General features: G+C 40.2%; 18 protein-coding genes. 14 read left to right on the forward strand and 4 right to left on the reverse strand.

Annotated elements, in window-relative coordinates; genetic code table 11:
- Window positions 1-208 precede the first annotated feature (208 nt).
- The gene (locus tag VF399_09830; protein HEX7320635.1) at window positions 209-1276 is read right to left on the reverse strand and encodes an IS110 family transposase; all 1068 of its coding nucleotides are present in this window, start codon (window positions 1274-1276) and stop codon (window positions 209-211) included.
- Between the two features lie 636 nt (window positions 1277-1912).
- Here VF399_09830 and VF399_09835 point away from each other — a divergent pair.
- The 6 genes from VF399_09835 (at window position 1913) to VF399_09860 (ending at window position 9309) form a co-directional block, all read left to right on the forward strand.
- The gene (locus VF399_09835) at window positions 1913-2521 is read left to right on the forward strand and encodes a hypothetical protein (GenBank protein ID HEX7320636.1); all 609 of its coding nucleotides are present in this window, start codon (window positions 1913-1915) and stop codon (window positions 2519-2521) included.
- A 56-nt stretch (window positions 2522-2577) separates the two neighbouring features.
- Window positions 2578-4050 (forward strand): T9SS type A sorting domain-containing protein, encoded by a 1473-nt coding sequence (locus tag VF399_09840; GenBank protein ID HEX7320637.1) that lies wholly within the window; start codon window positions 2578-2580, stop codon window positions 4048-4050.
- Between the two features lie 842 nt (window positions 4051-4892).
- Window positions 4893-7202: a hypothetical protein gene (locus tag VF399_09845; GenBank protein HEX7320638.1), complete on the forward strand. Its 2310-nt coding sequence runs from the start codon at window positions 4893-4895 to the stop codon at window positions 7200-7202.
- On the forward strand, window positions 7199-8203 hold the full coding sequence (locus tag VF399_09850; protein ID HEX7320639.1) for a hypothetical protein: 1005 nt from the start codon (window positions 7199-7201) through the stop codon (window positions 8201-8203). The genes VF399_09845 and VF399_09850 overlap by 4 nt, the downstream gene beginning before the upstream one ends.
- A gap of 341 nt (window positions 8204-8544) precedes the next feature.
- On the forward strand, window positions 8545-8688 hold the full coding sequence (locus VF399_09855; GenBank protein ID HEX7320640.1) for a hypothetical protein: 144 nt from the start codon (window positions 8545-8547) through the stop codon (window positions 8686-8688).
- Between the two features lie 156 nt (window positions 8689-8844).
- Entirely contained in the window at window positions 8845-9309 is a 465-nt protein-coding gene (locus tag VF399_09860; GenBank protein ID HEX7320641.1) for a hypothetical protein, read from the forward strand.
- Window positions 9310-9825: 516 nt separating this feature from the next.
- On the opposite strand, the gene VF399_09865 is transcribed toward VF399_09860, so the two are convergent.
- On the reverse strand, window positions 9826-10074 hold the full coding sequence (locus tag VF399_09865; protein ID HEX7320642.1) for a hypothetical protein: 249 nt from the start codon (window positions 10072-10074) through the stop codon (window positions 9826-9828).
- Between the two features lie 507 nt (window positions 10075-10581).
- Window positions 10582-15456 (reverse strand): sigma 54-interacting transcriptional regulator, encoded by a 4875-nt coding sequence (locus VF399_09870; protein ID HEX7320643.1) that lies wholly within the window; start codon window positions 15454-15456, stop codon window positions 10582-10584.
- Between the two features lie 231 nt (window positions 15457-15687).
- Here VF399_09870 and VF399_09875 point away from each other — a divergent pair, with 231 nt between their 5' ends.
- The 8 genes from VF399_09875 to VF399_09910 all read left to right on the forward strand — a co-directional run bounded on the left by VF399_09875 (window position 15688) and on the right by VF399_09910 (window position 20642).
- Entirely contained in the window at window positions 15688-16041 is a 354-nt protein-coding gene (locus VF399_09875) for a hypothetical protein (GenBank protein ID HEX7320644.1), read from the forward strand.
- A gap of 5 nt (window positions 16042-16046) precedes the next feature.
- Complete coding sequence (locus VF399_09880; GenBank protein ID HEX7320645.1) at window positions 16047-16211, forward strand: peptidase G2 autoproteolytic cleavage domain-containing protein; 165 nt, start codon at window positions 16047-16049, stop codon at window positions 16209-16211.
- 94 nt (window positions 16212-16305) lie between these two features.
- Window positions 16306-17106 carry a PASTA domain-containing protein gene (locus tag VF399_09885; GenBank protein ID HEX7320646.1) on the forward strand — a complete coding sequence of 267 codons (801 nt, stop codon included), beginning with the start codon at window positions 16306-16308 and terminating at the stop codon, window positions 17104-17106.
- Between the two features lie 67 nt (window positions 17107-17173).
- Window positions 17174-18172 (forward strand): SH3 domain-containing protein, encoded by a 999-nt coding sequence (locus VF399_09890; GenBank protein ID HEX7320647.1) that lies wholly within the window; start codon window positions 17174-17176, stop codon window positions 18170-18172.
- A gap of 103 nt (window positions 18173-18275) precedes the next feature.
- Window positions 18276-18911, forward strand: coding sequence for a hypothetical protein (locus VF399_09895; protein ID HEX7320648.1), 636 nt, complete (start codon window positions 18276-18278; stop codon window positions 18909-18911).
- The gene (locus tag VF399_09900; protein HEX7320649.1) at window positions 18911-19738 is read left to right on the forward strand and encodes a hypothetical protein; all 828 of its coding nucleotides are present in this window, start codon (window positions 18911-18913) and stop codon (window positions 19736-19738) included. The genes VF399_09895 and VF399_09900 overlap by 1 nt, the downstream gene beginning before the upstream one ends.
- A 72-nt stretch (window positions 19739-19810) precedes the next feature.
- A complete protein-coding gene (locus VF399_09905) occupies window positions 19811-20272 on the forward strand; it encodes a hypothetical protein (GenBank protein HEX7320650.1) in 462 nt (153 codons plus the stop codon).
- A 37-nt stretch (window positions 20273-20309) separates the two neighbouring features.
- On the forward strand, window positions 20310-20642 hold the full coding sequence (locus VF399_09910) for a hypothetical protein (protein HEX7320651.1): 333 nt from the start codon (window positions 20310-20312) through the stop codon (window positions 20640-20642).
- Between the two features lie 32 nt (window positions 20643-20674).
- Here VF399_09910 and VF399_09915 read toward each other — a convergent pair whose 3' ends face one another.
- Entirely contained in the window at window positions 20675-20857 is a 183-nt protein-coding gene (locus tag VF399_09915; GenBank protein ID HEX7320652.1) for a hypothetical protein, read from the reverse strand.

Below are 20857 nucleotides of genomic sequence, written 5' to 3' on the forward strand. Positions count from 1 at the left end.
TTTTATAGTGCTATAAAAGGTTTGTCAATATAAATTAGTTCTTTCTAAATCACCCCCTTTGATATGATTAAGTGCTCCTGATAATGCCAGTCGGGTAGAACCAGACTGCTATTCGTCCATTATAGGACATGGTATCTATTCGGAGCATGGTTGGGCTGCCTAATCTTTTACGGAATCATTTTATCAATGATTAACTATAAAATGAGGCTTACCCAGCCATCATATTTTTCTGCATGGCGGTTTGATAATCAATTTGGTCTTTAAGCATATGATAGATGATGCCCGCAATTTTGCGTGCCAACGCAATTCGGGCAACGCTTTTGCCTTTTCGTTTCATTAAACGGTAATAATATTGAATCAGCCGGTGATCAGTGCGGTTAGTATGTGAAGCGTGCAGGGCAATTTCGACAAAGATGCGTTTTAAGTACATATTGGCTTGTTTGCAGAGGTGACCATGGTGTTGCTTATCGGCACTACTTTTTGTTTTAGGGATTAACCCCACATATGCCGCATACCGTTTGGCATCCGGGAATCGGGTGATCGGGCCGGTTTCATAGATAATCGTGAAGGCGGACAGTTTCCCTAGTCCGGGGAAGGTCATGAGCAATTGGGCGTCGGCAGATAATGCCGCTTTCTCGGTGATGATTTTTTCCCAGTAATCAATCTGGTCCGAAAGAAAATCAATGTGGCGCAGACACTGTTTGATGGCTTCAGCATAAGGTGAAGGTAAGGAGATTTGCGTCAGTGCGTCCTTTTCTTTAGGCGAGATAATTTCGATTAATGAATCGCGACCTTCACCGCACCATATCTGCCGGCACTCTGAAGTAATGTTGAATTTGGACAGGATGGCACGAATGACATTCTTAAATTGGGTCCGAAACATCAACAAACGAAGCCGGATGCGTAAGAGATCCCGCATGTTGCGTTCTTCTTTTTCCGGAATCCAGCAGGTCGGGAGAAGATCGGCACGTAATAGATGGGCCAACATCCGGGCATCAACCTTATCATTCTTGACCCGGGCATGGGCGATGACCTTAGTCTGCAAAGGATTAGCAAGCAATACTTCGGTATCTAAGTCCTGCAGTAAATCCACTAACCAATACCAGTTCCCGGTCGCTTCAACCGCAATTTTGCAGTCATTCTTAAGCGGCTCAAAGAATTGTTGAATGGCAGGCTTGTCATTGTTTAACCGCTGCGTAGTCTCCGTGTTTGTTTGGTCGTCGTACACATAAAATTGCGAAAACCTACGGTGCAAATCAATTCCAACATAATTCATATTATCTCCTTTATCGTAAGCATAATCAGTTTCTTTCGATTGACAAACGTTTTATTATATCTTTTATGCCATAAAACTGTCGATATTTTAGGACATTTTTCTGGTGTGAAGTAATCTTGAAAATTCATTATACTTTTGAAGCATGGCCTGTTGATTTGGTCCTGAAATTGGCTGAAATACATAGCGGATTGTTAATCCCATATTTCTTCAGAAAAATCGGATCTGATAACTCAATTCGTGACTAGTTCATTTATCCTTTTGACCTATTGGCGTGAGTTTCTATCCGAAACGAAGCTGACTAATCATGTTTTTTACAGTTTATAGCATAAAAGCCACGATATTTCAGTAGTTGTTTGTCAAAGCGGTTATTTCAGCCAAGATGTAGAGTACCCGGCCTGCGGACGACACCCCCGGCGGTCGATCGAAGCACAGATCTAGCCAATTAGATCCGGAAACAGTAGCGCCATGGACTATATAGTATAATCCAATCCGATACAATATTCGATCCATTCTGTTAATAATAAAAAAAACACACACCTTGTGGATGTTATAATTTGTTTTATAATGCTAAAAAGCATGCGAGGGGAAAAACATGATTCCATAATGGATTCATGATAATAATAAAAGGAGGTAAAAATGTCTAGACGAGCATGTCTGTATTTGGGCGTCATTGTATGTATGGCTTTAATGACGTCCTGCCAAAGCATTGACAAAGCCATAGATGATGAGTATGCTGTAATAGATGAACAAAACGATAATTCTAATGGACCGAATAGAGGGATAGACGACCTCGAACCGAGTCCCCCAGTAGTAATCCCTGAGTCATTATGGTATCAATACGATTTCCATGAATTATCGGACGAGGAGATTGATTCTTTATATGATGCGGGGCTTGGGGATCAAGATGAATCGCCTAGCGATGGCTGGTCTGCAAAAGCATGGGCAGTATCGTGGGGATCTCTTTTCTGGAAGCTTGAATATTGTGGAGCGAGTACTAAAAAAGTTCCAATGGTTCCACCAAATGTTACTCTTTATCTTTATACGGAAATATGGAGCAAGCTTCATAGCGCTCAAAACTACACACTCAGAAAAGTTGGTGGCCCTTCCGAAACTTCCTGTGTTTATAAGTGTTTTGTTTGGCTCTTTCTGTACTCAAAGAGTCAAACACAGGATTGGTGGTCATATGGAAAGCACCGCTGCAACGGCAGTGGCTTTGTCTACACGAATGCTTATCATACTCACTAGATTATCAAGCGGCTGGCCGTTTAGGTCAGCCGCTTTAATTCTCGCCTGGAGAGGTAATGTGTTATATGATTAGATCTTTATTTATTCCTATTTTAATTATACTGAATTCATGTGCAAATGCGCAATCATGGGAACCGGCGGTAATACTTCCTAAACACGGTAGTGGTTTTATCATGAATACTGATCTGGTATGCTTAAACGATTCTTGTCTGATTGCCGCCTGGGACCAGGATACAAGCAACAATATGTATACCGACAATATTTTTGTAAGCATAAAAAATAATAATACTTGGACCAATCCAGTTACCCTGTCAGAATCTAATGTTGAGTGCTCAGCTCCCCGTATATGTGTTGATCAAAATGGGATAGTCCATATAATCTGGGGTGTAAACAGCATTGGTTTTATTGGACGCGTTGACAAGCTGGCATATTCATTTTGGAATGGGTCAAGTTGGAGCAGTTTTGAATACATTGCAAGCAATGCCACGATTTCCGAGGGATCGTACTACATTTCCTGCGATACTATTGGCAATTTACATATCATGTATGGCAATGAGACAGCGCCTGATCCAACCAAGAGGATTCGGCATATATGGCGAATTGGTAACACTTGGTATGGTCCAGAGGTCGTCGATGGTAGTCCGGATTTTCATTTTATTATTGATTCCCTAAGTATAACCCGATTAACCTACCAGAATGCACTCCTACCCAACCACAATAATGATGTTTATTATAATCACCTTGATTCGACCTGTGGATCCTGGTTTGGTCCTTACGTGGTTCATTATAGTGATAACCTCGATACGCTGTCATATTGGCCAAGGATAGTGGTTGATCATCAATTAAGAAAGCATGTATGTTGGTCAGAGGACTTGAATAATGATATATTAGCAGAACAAATATTATATTCGTTTTCTGATGATGATTCAAATTGGTCAAACTCCGAAGACGTGACTGGAAATCTGAACCTGGCGCTTATGATTATTTGCAGTGCGATGATTGTGGATTCTTTTAATAATATACACATTGCGTATGGTTATTATGCAGACAGCAATCTTACCCAGGGGTGCATCGGATATCAATGCCGACAAAATTCAACATGGAGCACTCCGTATATTATATCACAGAGTGTTACTTGTCTTGGAACAGCACGATTAGCACTGGATAACAATATTCTCCATATAATTTGGGTTGCTGATACGTTGGGTGACAAATATGTTTGTTACCGGAGAAAACAGTTGACGGCGGTGGAAGAACAGAAAAATATCCCAATGTTTTTGAATATCGTTCCTAATCCAGTTAAAAATACGGTCAAATTATTATTCGCTGTTTCGACGACAGGTTTTGCTAGAATCCAATTGTTTGATGTTATGGGAAGAAAGATTATGGCTAAGTCGCTACTACTTAATAACGCTGGTATACATAGTGTAATGCTGGATTTAAGTAACATCGCAGCTGGAACATATTTCTTGGTGGTGAAAACTGATAACAATTCTTTTTCAAAACCATTAATAAAACTGAACGATTAGATCGTGGGAACAAATTCCACCCTGCCCCGCTATGCATCATACGGGATTAAACGAAAACTATAAAAAGTTGAATCATAGCCCTTAAAACCACCATAATCTCAGAAGATATTTCTATAATAGCAATTTTCGAAGGGATCTAGTAGAGTTTGGCTTTTTTTTAAAAATATTAGCTGTTGATTAGGTATAGAAAAAGGCCTAACTACGTATACATAGCGGATTGTTAGACCATTTTATTTTTGGACATCGCAACCCATTAAATCTCGGCACGAATTCCGCAATACTATAAAATGTTAAATTTTCATCCATAAAACCGCCGTAATCCCAATGGATAATGTCACGATATGATACTATATGAAATAACCGGTTTGCGGACTACACACCCGGCGGTCGACCGAAGTACAGATCTAACCAATTGGGTTCGAAAACTGTCGTGCCATGAACTTTACAATATTACCATATTAAAATAAGACTCAATCGATTCTGTTAATAATAAAAAAAACATCTTGTTGCATAGGAGTGATGCAATGGTTATTCTATTATATTAAAAGGAAACTGGGATATGACAAAAAGAACTGCACATCGGAGTGCAACCGGTAGGAAACTTTACGCAATGCGTGATAAAAAGGGTCGGTTCAAGGACATCCAGACCTACAAACCTGCTCATGACCAGGACATTAGAAGAACGTGCAAGAAAGAAAAATGAGGATAAATAAGCAAAATACCGATAACCATCGGGATCAAGTTTCGTCTTTCGTACAGATTTGGGTCCCTAGACGAACCTGCTCGTCTGTGAACGAATTAAGTGCAATAGCCTATACAACCTGGATAAAGTTGCCTACAAAATGCTTGACATTGATGGCATAATAAAGACTCAAAAGTTTTCTGGACAGTTCGCTGATGTTCGAGCAGATGCCAGTCTTTATTCCCATGAAGATGCTGCATCGTTGTATGTCCAACATCCAGAAGGATTGCCACATCTCGAACGCAACACCTTGATAGTCGGCCCTCTTGGCTCAGGCAAGACAATTATGCTTAAAACACTCTTCACGAACTTGAGCTCAAAACCTAATGTCATTCCAGTATTCGTCGACACCTTGAGATGGACTTCACAAATTGCCGGAGAAACGGAAACTTACAGGTCTGAAAGGTTATCACCTCGTGGAATGGTAATGCTGGATGCAATGGCACTCGCCATTGTTATTGGTTTATGTGAGAGTGTTGGTGCATTTCAAAGTCCCAATCAATTTCATTCAACCTGGTCACTTTTTTCTGAAGCATTTCGCACCACTGAACCCAATGAAATAAGGAGTATGTCAAGAAAGAGAATAAAGGATGCCCTAAAGAATGGGCTGCAACTTCCCGAATCCTTACCCACAGTGTTCACGGTTGCCAATGCGCTCGGAAATGACATTCGTAAGGAGAAAAATGCTTTACTCGTCTTGCTCGTCGATCAGATTGATCAAGTATCCTCAAATTTCTTCTTGCCTATCGCTAGTTTGCTGCGAAGATCAAGTCACTATGTCTCAATCCTTGCAACTAGGCCATGCCCAACAGCACCAGAACCAGAAGCTATCTCTGCAGATATCACCTCGGGAGACTCTTATCGTATAATCCAGCTCGGGAGAAGTGCAACAGGCGAGACTCCGACGGGATTTGTGCACCAGTTCGTTCAGGCGCTACCTTTGATAGAACCTTACAAGTCTGAAATTGAAGATCGAACACAGCTCATAGCAAACTTGATGTGGCCCTCTCTTCGCTTCGCGATCAGTACAATCCACGAATACATTCGTCTTCGATCGGCAGATAAGAATCCCGATGAATCATGGTTCCAATCTGTTCATGAGGTCGCTCGAAGCTATGAAGATATTGTGCAAGATGGCCTCAGAGCTTGGTCAGCAAACCCTAAGTCGATGGTGAAGGAATGGCGCCGAAAGGTTTCAGCAAAAAGAGGAAGGAATTCCACATCAATTGGTCGATCATTACTATTATTTACTAAGAGCGATTTGTTTGAGGATGTTAAAGGCAAACAAGCACAGCATATGATAAGAGTCGCACTCAAGAAAGGGATCCTCTTAACGGGCCCTACGGAACATTATGTACCTGGAGTTATTCCATCTGTTTGTGAGATTGCACCTCTCCTGCTCGTCAATGATCCGAATATAGATATCTCTCGCTTTGATCCCAACCCCGTTGAATTGGAGATCACGGAAGAAACATTAGACAAATGGAGCAAACCTTTCAGCCGGACAACGAGATCAGCCAAGAGAATATTCATATCCTACTGGATGAGCGACCCTGAAAAAACAGAGCATGTGTCCTTGGGGGATTTGATTACAACAAAGTTCGGGGGTTCAATCGAAGTGGCCACAGGTGTGTTGACTGGTTCTTCACGCTGGTCTCCTGCTATCATGGAAAAAATCTCCCCAGTCGATTTGGTTTTGTGTGATCTTTCAGTACCTCGAAGAGACATCATTGTAGAGTATGGCGTTGCGATCGGCACGCATATTCCAGTTATTCAATGCCTTGCCGACAATACAAAAGCATTTGGCCTCCCCAAATGGATAACCAATCGCCAGTTTCAATTCTTTAGTGGTACAGAAGAACAACTGTATCGACTCGAAACATCAATTGCAGCACTGCTCGAAAACAATCCTGATGCGAAGAGTTGCTGGAAACGAGACTCCACTGGTAGAAATCTCGAAACTAGTCCAGAACCAAAACTCGTGATTTTTATTGGCCCAGCCAGTGCTTTATTACTTCATGAACGCATAAAGGCGACAACTAAAGAATCAAATCTTGATCTCCGGTTCCACCAGGCATCCTTTAATCTGGACAATCTTGAGGAAATGATCAAACTTGTTAGGTCTGCTGGCACTCTTATCTTAGCATTTGACTATACAATAGATGATTACCTTGCTTGTCTTGGGGGAGGGATCTTCGCAACAAAACAGATTGGATATACCGCCAACAACAAGAGATACCACCGAACCATGTATTTGATTAATATGTCAAACGACAAGTCGTCCCTTGTTTTCCCGGGTCTACTCGAATCACACCCACGTTCAGAAAGCTGCACCAATACCAGTGGCTTAGTATCGATGATTTCTAAACGATCTCGATACATACTTGATGTGCTCAAGAAAACAAAATGAAACTCTTTAACGCATACACCGATATTTTGCCGAAACCGGACAATGATACAATGTTGGTTTGGATTGGTGCTATTAGTTTCGAATCAAGATGCAATGGATCTATAGAAGCTCTGCTCAATGAAAATATCCATCTTCATCGAGTAATCGCTTTTGATTATGCAACCAATATATCGCCAAGAAGTCAAGGAGAAGAAAGTCGTGCAATAAATCGAAATCAATTTGAAAATCTAGTCAAGGACAAAGGAGAAATACAAATTGTGCACCCTTATAGGTATGCAGAATTCATCGGGAAACTAGAAACACTATCAACTGAATTAGAGAATGCACATTCTTTGATACATCTAATAGTCGATATCACGTGCCTAACTAAAATACATACCATTGCGCTGGCATATTGGCTTATTAACAGAAGGGAAAGCTTCCCAGTAACCTTGGCTTACTCACAACCTGAACACTACGGGAATCCATCAAGAAACATTTGGGGAAAGGGTAAGTGGCTTAGTACCCTACTTGTGCGACTCGACCTAGATTCTACCGATCCTTTTGACTCTACGACACTCATAGCCATACTAGGCCATGAGGGCGATCGGCTCCGTTTAGCAATCAATGAAGTGGAAGCTAACAGGGCGCTTGTTATAAAAGTCTTGCCACTTGAACCAATGCCTTCTCGACTAGCCACCGTATCTGACATTCAGAACGCCTGGCTGTTTTTTGAAATTCAAAATGGAATTAGGCAAGGGTTTACTCTGAAGACACTAAATCTTGCTAATTTAGATTCACTAATGCACTTAGTTCAAGATGTATGTCGCAACGCTAAGAAAAAAACTTCTCGTATCGTCCTTTGCCCTTTTGGCCCTAAGCCTTTCGTGTTTGCATCTGCATTTTCGTCGCTATCTATTTATTCAGAAAACACATGGCTTTCATATCCAATACCGACCTCTTATGATCCAGAATACTCATCGGGCTATAAGCAGACAACATGGTTTTCACCATTTATTTAGCCAATTCTAGTACACGAATCAGGAGTTAGGTCCTGAAATTTGGGAACAAATGGGGGTTGAATCTCTACATTCTACATCGAAAAGATGGATGATATTTCAGTAATTGTCTGTAAAATCCGTAATTTCAACCACTGAGAATATCCGGCCTGCGGACTACACTGCCGGCGGCCGGCCGAAGCGCAGAACTAACCAGTTAGGTCCGCAATTTATCGCGCTATGATCTCCATCATGTTATTTATTTTAAAATAAAGTTCAATCGATTCTGTTAATAATAAAAAAAACATCTTATTGCGTGTGAGCGATACAATGGTTATTCTATTATATTAAAAAGAGGCTGTGACATGGCAAAAAAAACAACGCACCGAAGTACGTCAGGTAAAAAACTTTATGCCGTGCACGACAAAAAGGGTTGGTTCAATGACATCCAGACCTACAAACCTGCTCATGGCCAGGACATTAAGCGGAAGAGCAAGAAAGAGAAATGATGAACCTATTCCGTGTTAAAATGAGAAATGGACCCCGACCGGCATATGATCCCAATACCCTCGCCGAGGACATCGCTCTCTTCGCTCGCAACGTCGTATATACTTAAACCAATATGCGCAACCGCCCGTTTTGCGTGATGGCAGATAGGAGGAAAAATGACTAGCTCAGAGAATTTATCAGCCTGCAAGGATGTCTTGTTGAAGTCGTACGAGCATACAGAAAGTCTGCATCGCTTTTTGGTTTCATTTCGGTTCAAAGTGATTGCGTATCTTGCTACTGTAAATGCGGCACTGTTTTACTTCATCTTCCGTGAACAGCCGGGTCAGATTGTTGCTGTCTTTATAACATTAATCGGAATACTCTCGGTCGTAGTACTTTACTTGCTCGATAGACGGACGCGGGAGCTTTTCGAGATTTGCATTAAGTCTGGGCAGGAGATCGAAGATCTGGCTGGAATCCCAAACAATAGTGGAATTTATCAAAAGTTAGGGACAAGAAAGCTTGGACGCTGGAGCCATGGTCTGGTTATTCGAGACACTTCCAGGGTGATCGTGCTTATTTGGATTGCAGTACTCATCATTTCGCTGTGCTGGCCAAAATTGTTGAACATACACCCATAGGGCGGGCATAATGTGGCTACTTAACGTTTCACGCACTTGGGGTAAGGTCAGTATTATGGCTTATATAAAATTATTCATAATGAAAATATAAAAATTGTTGGAGGGGATAAACAAGCGGCACACGAACAGCAGGCTGACTATTGCTGCACTTTCCCTATCAGCCTGCTGTTCACCTCCGACAGATGCGCAAGCCTCATTCGGTTAAATTACTATTTATATTTAATGATTTATAAATCACTGAAATGAGACATTAATAATGATAATGCGCCGCCGGTCGGAGGATGTTCTGAAGAATAGTATATTCAAGGTAAACTATTTTTCGATTTTGGATACCACATAGCACTTAATGGACTGACAACCCCGTACAACGTTTTAATCAAAATTCGACGAAGTAAGGTATTATTAACGAGAATCTATGGGTTTTATAAACATTGGTATTTGATTATTTATAAAATACTGTATAAAAACGTTCTGATGCCATTTGTAAACGATGTTTTTCGACGCATCATTAATTTTTTATTGTACTATGGCTGACCGATCCTTTTCACGATATTTTTTCATGTAATTTCTCAAATACTCATTGTATCCCTTTCGATTTTTTTGCCGCCAGGTTTTCATGTAGAGATTTTTACGTTTCTCGTGCCACTTTATATGATACCCCGGATTCGCCTTGCACCATTGTCTATAATATTCAGGATGGATGTTCCACCATTGCGCGATTTGTTCTTTCATTTTGTCGCCGTAGTTCTCTCGGTAGTCTTTCATGTATTTGCTACGATCGTTTTTCATTTGGTAAGTTACTCTTTTGCAGCTCCCTGCTTGAGTAATATGCTTAAAGAAAAGTTGAGTCAGTACCTGGTTGTGTTAAGGACCAGGGGGTGGTGGCGGAGGTGGTGTCGGCGGTGGCGGGGGAAGGATTGTATCATCACCGTATAATGGAGAATTAGAGTCCGTGAAAGCTGATACAGTCGTTGGTAACAAAATACTCATAACAAGCATTACCATGGAAAGAATTTGTAGTAATTTTTTCATATAACCTCCTTTATATACATTACAGCAAAAATCATGCCAAGATAACATGGAAAAAAGTATTGATATTCAAGGTGTTTTCTGCTGTTAAGATTATTGATATGAAAATTAACTGTAAAGAGTTTTACAGTATTATTTGCTTGGGCGTACTATGCCTGTTCCAGACTGCAATCCCATTAAAAGGAATATGTAAATGATTTTACACAAAAGAAAAAATTTTTACATTGATATTTTAGACGTGAGCTAAATCTTGTGATACTTTTTGTATTTATACAACGTTGGTCTTGTTATACCAAGTATTTTTGCTGCAAAGGAGATGTTCCCCTTGGCTAGTTTAATGGCATTGGCAATACTCTCTTTTGAGATTTTTTCTCGAGTAGTATTAAACGTAGAGGAAAATTCATGCTTTAATTTCAAATCATCAGGCAGTATATAAGGATTCTTTGCCAATATTACTGCTCTCTCAATTGTATTTTGCAGTTCTCTGACATTGCCTGGCCAGGCATAGGATAATATCGCTTTCAATGCCCCTTTATGAAAACCCCTGAATTCACGCTTTAATTCCAATGAATACTTCCTTAAAAAATGGTCAGCAAGAATGGGTATGTCGATAGTACGTTCTCTGAGCGGCGGCATATGTATATTCAGGACACTGAGCCGGTAGTATAAATCTTCTCTAAATAGCTTTTGTTGCAAGGTTTGTTCGATATTGCAATTCGTTGCACATATCATTCTGGTATCGATTGTTCGTTCTTTGGTTTCACCTAGGCGTCTGATTCTCTTTTCCTCGACTGCATCAAGGAGTTTCCCCTGTGTGGCGTAAGGCATATTAGCAATTTCATCAAGGAAAAGTGTACCACCCTGGGCTTCTTCAAACAGTCCGATCTTGTCACAAAAAGCACCGGTAAAAGCTCCCTTTTTGTATCCGAACAACTCGGATTCAATGAGTGTTTCAGGTAATCCAATGCAATTAACCTGTACAAACCTAAATAACTTTCTATTGCCTGATTTATGAATCAACCTTGCGACGACACCTTTGCCAGTACCGGTTTCACCGGTAATGAGGATGGTTGAGTCGTTTTGGGCGATGCGCTCAATCATTTCTCTGATTTCGATAATCGACTTGGATTCGCCAATCAGGTATTCATTTGCCCATTCAGCCATAATGCCTGTTTTCAAAATGCTGTGCTCGTCAGTTAGATTCTTAAAACTACACGATTTTTCAATCGTTGCAGCCATGAGTCTTGCCACGGTATTGACGAAACCCATGTTTTCCTGCGAAAAAAGGCCGGGAGTAAATCTGCTGTCCAGATATATCGCTCCTTTATATCTTGCAGATAAGACAAAGGGTACACAAAGAATCGAACGAATCTTATTGAGTATGACGCTTTTTACATTTCTATAATCAAAATCTTTCAACGCATCTGAGATCATTATTGTTTTACATGTTCCTCCTGATTCTTTTATTACACTTCTCGAAATTGTTTTAGCATCATTAATGGTTTGGTTGTCTATATTCTTACAGCCCAATAGTGATATTTTCGATTTTTCAATAATAAAAAGCGCCCCTCTTTCCGCACCGGTAGCATGAATTACGACATCGAGAAGTTTATTCACAAAAAATTCATCTCCCATATGATCAACGATAATATTACTGATTTCTGAAAAAACATCTAAATATTGCGTGTTATCCGGTTCGGGTTTGGAAGACGGTGATTTATTTTTTAACATCATTTCCTTTATTTTTTGAATTCTCATTTGTTCGGTCAGGGCTCCAATACTTTTACATAAATCCTCAATACCGGATAATTCATTAAAAAAACTGGCGTCATATTGTGTCCCGAGTTTTTTACATCTCGCCTCGGCTTCCATTCTTTTCAACATAAGCCAATCACAAATGCACCCGGTTTCTTTTAATGGGACCAGGTAAGGGTCAATGTCCATTTTGGGGATTTCGCCATTTATATATTCGCAGAGCTGGATGGTTGCCTTAAAAACAGCGTGCTCTCTGGAATCAAACGGTACAATTTTTATTCCTTCTCTTGCCACGTTCATGCAATCGCTGTAGTTCTGAGTATTATAATAAATTTCAGATGCTTTGAGATAGCAACCGATTTTTCCATATATTTCAATATCAGCACCCTTAAACCCGGTGCACAAACTTTTTACGAGCGATATCGCCTTTTCGTTCTCATTACGATAAGCAAGGATTAAGGCGTTTGCCATGTTGTATGGGAGATTAGGTGGGCCGTGGGCGTTTTCATTCAAAGTTCTTTCTGCATTTACATAATCCCCTTTCCTGCAGTATAATAATGCGAGATTCTGTGCACTCACAGAAAAATGTGAATCATAGGATATTGCTTCCAGGTTAGTTTGAATCGCCTTTTCAAATTCACCCTTAATCTCGTAGATATTGGCAATATTTGATAATACGCTTGCGATTATATTATTGTTGCCGATCTTTTTTGCATTCGCAAGAGCAGTACTAAAATAATGATTTGCATTATCATATTTAAGCTGGTTTTTACTAATGAGTGCGAGGTTGTTTAATATTACGACCATTGTTTGGATGTCAATCAGTGGAGAGATGAGATCCATGGCTTTTATATACGCCTTTTCAGACAATTCGTATTTGTTTTGCTGCTGGTACAATGAACCAAGAAGGTTGTAGCATTTGGCCGTAAAGGACGGGTTACTATTGCGCTTTGACATATCCAAAATTTGTTTGATTGTTTTAATACCGTTTTCATAATGATTGCGTTGCCAGTCTAACACCACGGTGAGATAGAGGGTTTCAGCATACAGTATGGAGTGAACTTTAACATCAGCAGCCATCAATGATTTAGTTAGCAGTTTTTGAGCTTCATCAAATTGCTGTAAGTGAATCAGGCTGTAACAAAGTCCGTTTTGAATTTTTGCGTATTGGATATTTTTTGGATCGGACGATTTCAATGATTCTTTGAAGAAATTTATGGATTCAGGATATTGTCCTTGCCTTTGATATAATGAGCCGATTTTGTAGTGTATCGTGGATCTTTCCTCTTCATTTTCAGAAACTGGTAATGCTTGTTTATAATCTTCGAGTGCCATGTTAATGGCGCCTGTTTGACTTTCAATATCACCGATTTTATTGAGTAATATTATCAATTCTTTGTTTAGACCCGGACTGATGCTTGCTGCCGCTTTTTTATAATATACCAGCGCTGATTCAAGATCTGATAATTTTTCCTTTTCTTCAGCGGCCATTCTTGCATACTTGTAGATTTTGTTTTGTTCGTTCAAAAGATCGGCAAGATCGGCAAGCAACGGAGCATATTTGGCATTACCTTGTGGCATTCGCTCGGTGACCGCAAACATTTTTCTACCTAATGATTGCTTTTTTAATTTACCTAAGTTCCCCAATACAATATTTTTGATTGCATTGGTGGATAAGGTGTAGAATATTTTTTCATCTTTTCTGATTTCTTTTACAAGTCCTTGTTTCAACAGGCTCATGATCCAATGGTGTGGATCCTGGTCAACCAGATTTGCTATTAAATTTTCTTCAAGTGGCTGACAACTAAGGGAAAGAAGTTGTACTATAGTCGTTGCGTATGAATCAAGTCTTTCTAGTTTAGAGTTCATTACATCACTTAATTTTCTGGGATATTTCAGCTTTGCATAATCATTATCCAGGTGCCATATGTTGTCTTTATAATATAGCTTTTTTGCCTCGTGGATATGTTTGATGATTTCTTCAATCAGTAAGGGATTACCGGAACTGACATAATTTATCCATTCGCAAAATTCTTTGTTATCCAGGCCAGTCAGAGTTTTGTTTATCAGAGCGGCGGTTTCGTCAAGGGAAAATGGTCTTAAATCGAATTTTTTGTCCCCTAGTTTATCCATTTCAAAATCAAATTGGCTGGTCGCCACAATAAATATGTTGGAGCGATCAATACTATATTTCAGGTAGCGAACGAAAGATCGATCGAATCCATCCAGTTCATGTAAATCGTCAATCATGATCGCGGTTGGATGCTTGCTGGTTTTTAAATTTTTTATGAATTTCCGGATTGCTTTTTCAAATACAAGGAACTTATTGTTATTTGCTCCATTGTCGGGTTTGTATTTAGCGCGCTCGGTAAAACTTGTGAAAAAGTGCATCCCGCTGCTGGGGTAATAATGTAATAACGGGATATTGGCTAACATGTACTGATATTTCAATTCATTGAGAATCCTTGTTTTACCAAAGCCTTTATCCCCCGTAACCAAATACATGCTGCCGGCCATTCCTGTGATACTATTTAATTTTCTTATCAAGCCATTTGTGTCGGTAAAAGGCAGTGGTGGTAATGAGACATTTGCCGGTTGTTTTTTCCTTCTCTTCTCTCGAGAGTAGGGAGAGAGTGTTTGAAATACCTCTCCAGCTGTCGGTCTAAATACCGGCTCGACGGCTACCAACCGTGATACAATTCTATTGATTGGTTCGGGTATATTTTCGTTGTCTTTAGCCGGCCGACCTGAATCGTGATGAACGACATTTTCAGTGCCGACGACAATACCATGCAGTATTTCATGCAAGATTACCCCTAATGAAAAAAGATCTGTACGTTCGTCGATATCCAGGCCTTTAATTATTTCGGGTGCAACATATCCTAACGTTCCCCGCGGCGAAATCCAATCGTTTTTAGAGGATGCAAAACCAAAATCGATCAACACCGCTCTTTTTTGTTTTGGTTCGTATAAGATATTATCAGGTTTAAGGTCCCCATGAAAATATCCACGGTCATGAAACTGAACGAGCGCATCGAGTATTTGGAGTGTAGCGTCCATAAAATCAAATGAAAAACCACTGAAGGCTTTGTTAAGTGGCTTTCCATCGATGTATTCAGTAATAAAATACGCACGTCCATCTTTTAAAATTCCGTAGTCGAATACGCTGGCAATATTTTTATGTTTAAATTGGGAAAGAATAGTAAACTCCCTCTTTATAAGGGTGTTTAGGTCGCTGTTAGGCGTTTTACTGATCTTCAAGATAAAGGACTTGTTATTTTTATTTACTCGGTATATTTGTGAATGATACGTTTCTCTCAGTATTTCAATAGTTTCATAGCCTTTTATATCAATTTTACTCATCTCCGATCCTCAAGTAATTATAGACAAGACAACATCTGTGTCAATAGGACAGCTGTTTGAAGAACGGACGACCAGGGTAACTGTTGTGCTGTTAAAAATAAAAAAAACTCAATTCACCAAAAGTTAACGAATTTAGTATAATATATAATAAATGATCAATGGGCAGGAGATTTGATGCTATGAACAGTATGGGAGGATTATAGTGTGAGTGTTAATATTCAGGGTAAACAGATGGAAGATGAGACAGTAATGATGCCGGTATATAAAAATGGCCGTGAATACTTGTTAGATGAGCTTTTGAAACTGAATATGTTGATCAGTCTGCGTTTGATACAATTTAGAAATGATTATAGAACCAAGCATAACGATCATGCCGGTCTTTGTATAACCGACGGTGAAATTAACGATGCAGTTGGGGCGATATCTTCAAATCAGGAGAGGGACCAATCTGAAACGACACAAAAGAGATATATACGATGGGACGAGATTGACGATTTGCGGTACAAAATTTCCGTAAGCGTTGAGCAGAGTATAAAAGAGCGAACTTTTCTGCCCTTTTTTCAGTTGTCTGACCTCTTATACTGAGACCCTTGGACTATGGCGAGTATTTTGAATCTGTTGATGGTAAGGCAATCCATGCTGGTATCTCTGTTTTACTGGATGGGGAAAAGATTAGACCAGCCAAAAAAGGTGAAATACTTATAGGTATTATATCGGCATCGCCTGGTGTCATAGGTAATTTACCTATGGAATGACCTAAAAAATATCTCAGTGATAATAGCCAAGGATAAATTGTGAAACCTGAATCTATGTTAAATAATTAGTATTGGAATAACAAAAGGAGGTTTTATGACAGAAAAAATTGCGGTAGACGAACAAACGGGAAAGGCATTCAAACTTTTCCCCGAATCGCAGCGAGATATTATTGCTGCTGTAATCAGCATGCTATATCTGATAGGCATGCTCGTGTTCTTGTGTTGGTTGCTTTTCGACTTCTGTGTTGGACAAATTTTCTTACTAAGACTAATTTTTCCGCAGAACCAGGGTGTTATCAGTTCCCCGTTCTTCAAGCTTGTCATGTATACGGTCATCGGCGGAGGTCTGGGTGGAATTATCAATGGTATGCGCAGCATCATCATCTGGCATTCTGAAAGGCAGGCGTTTGGTTGGCGCTTTGTATGGAAATATGTTTCGTTGCCTTTAGTTGGCATTGTTCTTGCCGCGATCGTATATGCTATCATTCGTGGCGGTATAGTAGCATTCGCAGGCGACTTCGGTTCCAATTCCAGCACAACTACACAGGCACTATCGGCATTTGCTATCGGTGCACTTGCAGGCTACGGCTCAAACAAGGTTTTTGTTTGGCTTGATGATCAAGTCAACAGACTTCTCAAAATTACGGAAACCGTTAAAGTACAAGTTCCCGATTTGACAGGAAAAACTAAAGAAGAAGCCGAAAGTATACTAAAAGAAATAAAACTGAATCTTGGAAAAATTGAACTCATACTGAGCGACAGTCCCGATGTATTGGGTAAAGTAATCGAACAAAATCCAACTGCTGATACGGCAGTTTCAAAGGACACGAACATAAACATTAAAATCGCGGTCAAGGAACTGGGAAAATCATCGAGTGAAAATGCGGATGGATGATCAACTGAAATAGAAACTACGAAAGCTGACGATTATGATTTCTTCTAGCAACTGTAAGGAGGCTTAGATGGTGCAAAAAAGCGGTTTCATATTGCTCGACAGGAACGAAATAAAAGATTGGCTAATGCGGGATAACGTCAACCGGGTCATCAAGGTGATCCAAAATCATCACACCTACCTACCGGACATGAGCCATTTTAAGATTAATAATCACTTCACCTTACTTACAGGTATGAAAAATTATCACATGAATAACAACGGCTGGGGCGATATTGCCCAGAATATTACCACATTTCCTGACGGCAAGATCGCCATATGCCGGGATCTTGATAAAGCACCTGCAGGGCTTAAGGGGCAGAATTCTTTCGGTATCTGCATTGAAAATCTCGGTAATTTCGATAAGGGCAAGGATGCTATGACCGATGCACAAAAAGATGCAATCGTCCACGTCAACGCAGTTCTGTGTTTAAAGTTTAATCTGACTCCCGATATAAATACTGTAATATACCATCACTGGTTCGACCTTAAAACAGGAAAACACACGGACGGCACAGGCGTTACCAAATCCTGCCCGGGGACGAATTTTTTTGGCGGCAATTCAGTTGACAGCGCAAAACGGAATTTCATTCCATTGATTACGGCGGAATTGCAGAAGCTAACGAAATCGAGTACGATACCGGTTTCAGGAGGTCAAAAAAAACTCAGTCGCGCCGTCGTTACAGCAACGAAACTGAATGTGCGTTCACGACCCGATAGGGGCAGTGAGAAAGTTGGAGAACTCAATTATGGTACGTTTGTAGACATCTACGAAAAAACAGTCGGATGGAGTAAAATCAGCACTGCTGATAAATGGGTATCCGAGGATTATTTGAGAGAAATCAAAACCGGTAAAGTTACTGCTAAAACGTCTTTGAATGTCAGAACCGGTCCAAGCCAGGGAGCAAGAGTTATTGAAAAACTCACGAAAGGTACCGAAGTAACGATCTACGATACTGACAATGGCTGGTATAAGATTGGTATGAATGATAAATGGGTAAGCGCTGATTATATAGAATTAGATAGCTGAACACGTAAAGCCGGTATAATTCTGTTAATAATAAAAAAAACATCTTCTTGCAGAATGCATGGATGTTATATAAACTATACGAGAGGTTATTAGAAGAATAGTTATGGAAAGCATCATATTACCCGTAGCAAGTGCGGCACACAGATTTGACAATTCGATTCCTATAATTGTTGACGACATAAAGAATTATGCCGACTTCGAAATGACGCGTTGCACATATTTCATTATTGAATCAGATATACCATCTCCGGGCTGGATACTCGGATTGGGCAGATTTAAATTCCCTTTTTATCTATTGGGACTTTCAGGTATCATTTCGATACCGTTGGGTGTAGAAAATAGGTTTAATACGTCTGAAACCATTCAGTCATTATTCGATGAAATCGAGTCAAATACTAACTTGTATGTTACGGTCAATGATATCTGGCTGCCGAACAGCCTTTTTAAGAGAAATTATCATAAACGAGGATGTGTTTATCGGATTACGACAGAGCTATTCATCAAAGCATACGAATACCGGTATAACCGGATTCATAAGGAACAGTTTATTGAAAACTGCCGGGAATTAAGGGGTAGATTTACTTACTCTGACGATGAAACCAGCTCTTTTACATCATGGGCACAGGGAATTGTCAAAAAGGCTAAAAACATATACCCGAAAAACAGGGAACTCGCCTTAAGATGGCAAGAAGAAAAGTCTAAAAAATCGGAAGATCCGAATAAACTGGATATGCGGTAATGAGCAGTCTGAGCGTCACGTTGATCGATGTGGGATGGGGGGATTCAATCCTGATTGAATCCATGGATAGCAATGATGTTACTCGCTATGCTATGGTGGATTCAAATGATACCATGTATTTTCGCTCGTCGTATATCTTTCTCGACAAATATTTCGAGAAAAAGAACGTAAAAATACCAGACGCCAAACCGGTTTTTGAATTTGTCTTGCTTTCCCACGCCCACTCGGACCATGGCCAGGGTTTAAAGGCAATAATGAAAGACTTCGGAACAAAAAATTTCTGGTATCCCAAATCACTAAACTGGAGCAGTCTCGCGACGCTTATTGATTACGCCAACCGCTCGACAAATGTGAAACACCACGAATCGCTGGATACAACCAAAGTTCTGCCGGATTTTGGTGATGTAAAGATGATCGTCTTGTGGCCTAGCGCAGATGCGATTGACACGAATGAAAACAATAACTCGGTAGTTATTAAATTAAAACTAGACAACAGTGTATTTATGCTTACCGGTGACGCCGAGGCTGGAGTGTGGGATAAAATTGCAAGTCAAATACCTATTGAAACTCAATTCTTTAAAGTTCCACATCACGGTTCTATCAATGGGACCTTTGATCAATTAAATAACACACCTTGGGCTAGCGCCTGCCCACCCGGCGTGGAATTGGGCATTAGCAGTCATGTGCGACCCTATAGCCATCCTGATCAGAAAGTTATTGACCTGTTTCAGACAAAACAGATGCACACGTACCGGACCGATCAGCACTATCACGTGACTTTCAGCACCGATGGATCTTCATCAAGTGTAAAGTATTCGCATATATAAATCACTCTAAGGGAGGTAAAATCTTTTGTTGCACGTAATTCATGCAGCGGAAATAATTGAAGGAGGTAAATAATGTTTATAAAATCCGGCCGTTTGAAAATAATGCTGCCGATACTCGCTATAGTTATAGCTCATTGCACAATCGGCGTCAGGTTTGTAGGGCAATATGATGAAATATTGGACAATTCAACCACTGAACTGCAGCAATATACAAATTCTTATTTGTCAGGTCTAAAGCGCAATGTGGATAGTCCGGAAGGAAGTTATGAAAATAACAAAAACTTCTATGCTGATGTTGCGGGTATGGTGGGAATCTTAATTACCCGGAGTGAAATTTCTGAGGAGGGCACGAAAAAATCTACCCTTACGGACATGTTCAATGATCTCCAGTTATTATATGGCGATCTTGAGAATTCGCACAAACGGGATTTATCGCTAAAAATTATCGGCAGCATGCAGGGAGCATTTGACCGGTCATTCGGGGCGATTACAAGATATCTGCTTTGTTTGAAGTGGCATCGCAAAACATCATAATGTGTTTTGATTTGGATTTAAAAAGGAGGTTTCCATTATGTTTGAAACAGAGATAACAGATCTTATTGAGAAGATGTTAAAAGAAATAAAAACACTGCTGGGCGTTAAATGGAATGAGGTGAAAATCTATGCGGAAAGTGAAACAAAGAAGTTCGGTCAAGATATTGCGGATATAGCCGCCTGGAAAGCGCAGGGAAAGATCGATGAGGAGCAGGCGCAAGTACTGATAAGAATGCACCAGCGTTCGATGAAAATGGTCTTTACGGCATGCGAGGGAATAAGTCTGGTTCTTGCCGAACACGCCATCAATTCCGCGATCGCTGCGGTCAGGGAGACCGTAAACCGTCTTATCGGCTGGAATATATTATAGACAGCAATGTAGTATTTCCATGGCAGGTCAATTCATTTTTTATATACTTTTTGCCAACCGAGATCTTTCATCACCATCACCGCTTCGTTGTTGATACGGATTTTCTCGCTGCTTTTCAGTTTCAGCCACAGTACCTTGCCGTTTTTGGATAAAATTTCGCCGCAATAGACCTTTCCATCAACCAGTGTAACTTCGTACAAGTGACATTTCTTCAT

The sequence above is a fragment of the bacterium genome (genome assembly GCA_036382775.1).
Classification (GTDB): Bacteria; Hydrothermota; Tepidihabitantia; order SM23-42; family JAOAFX01; genus DASVHD01.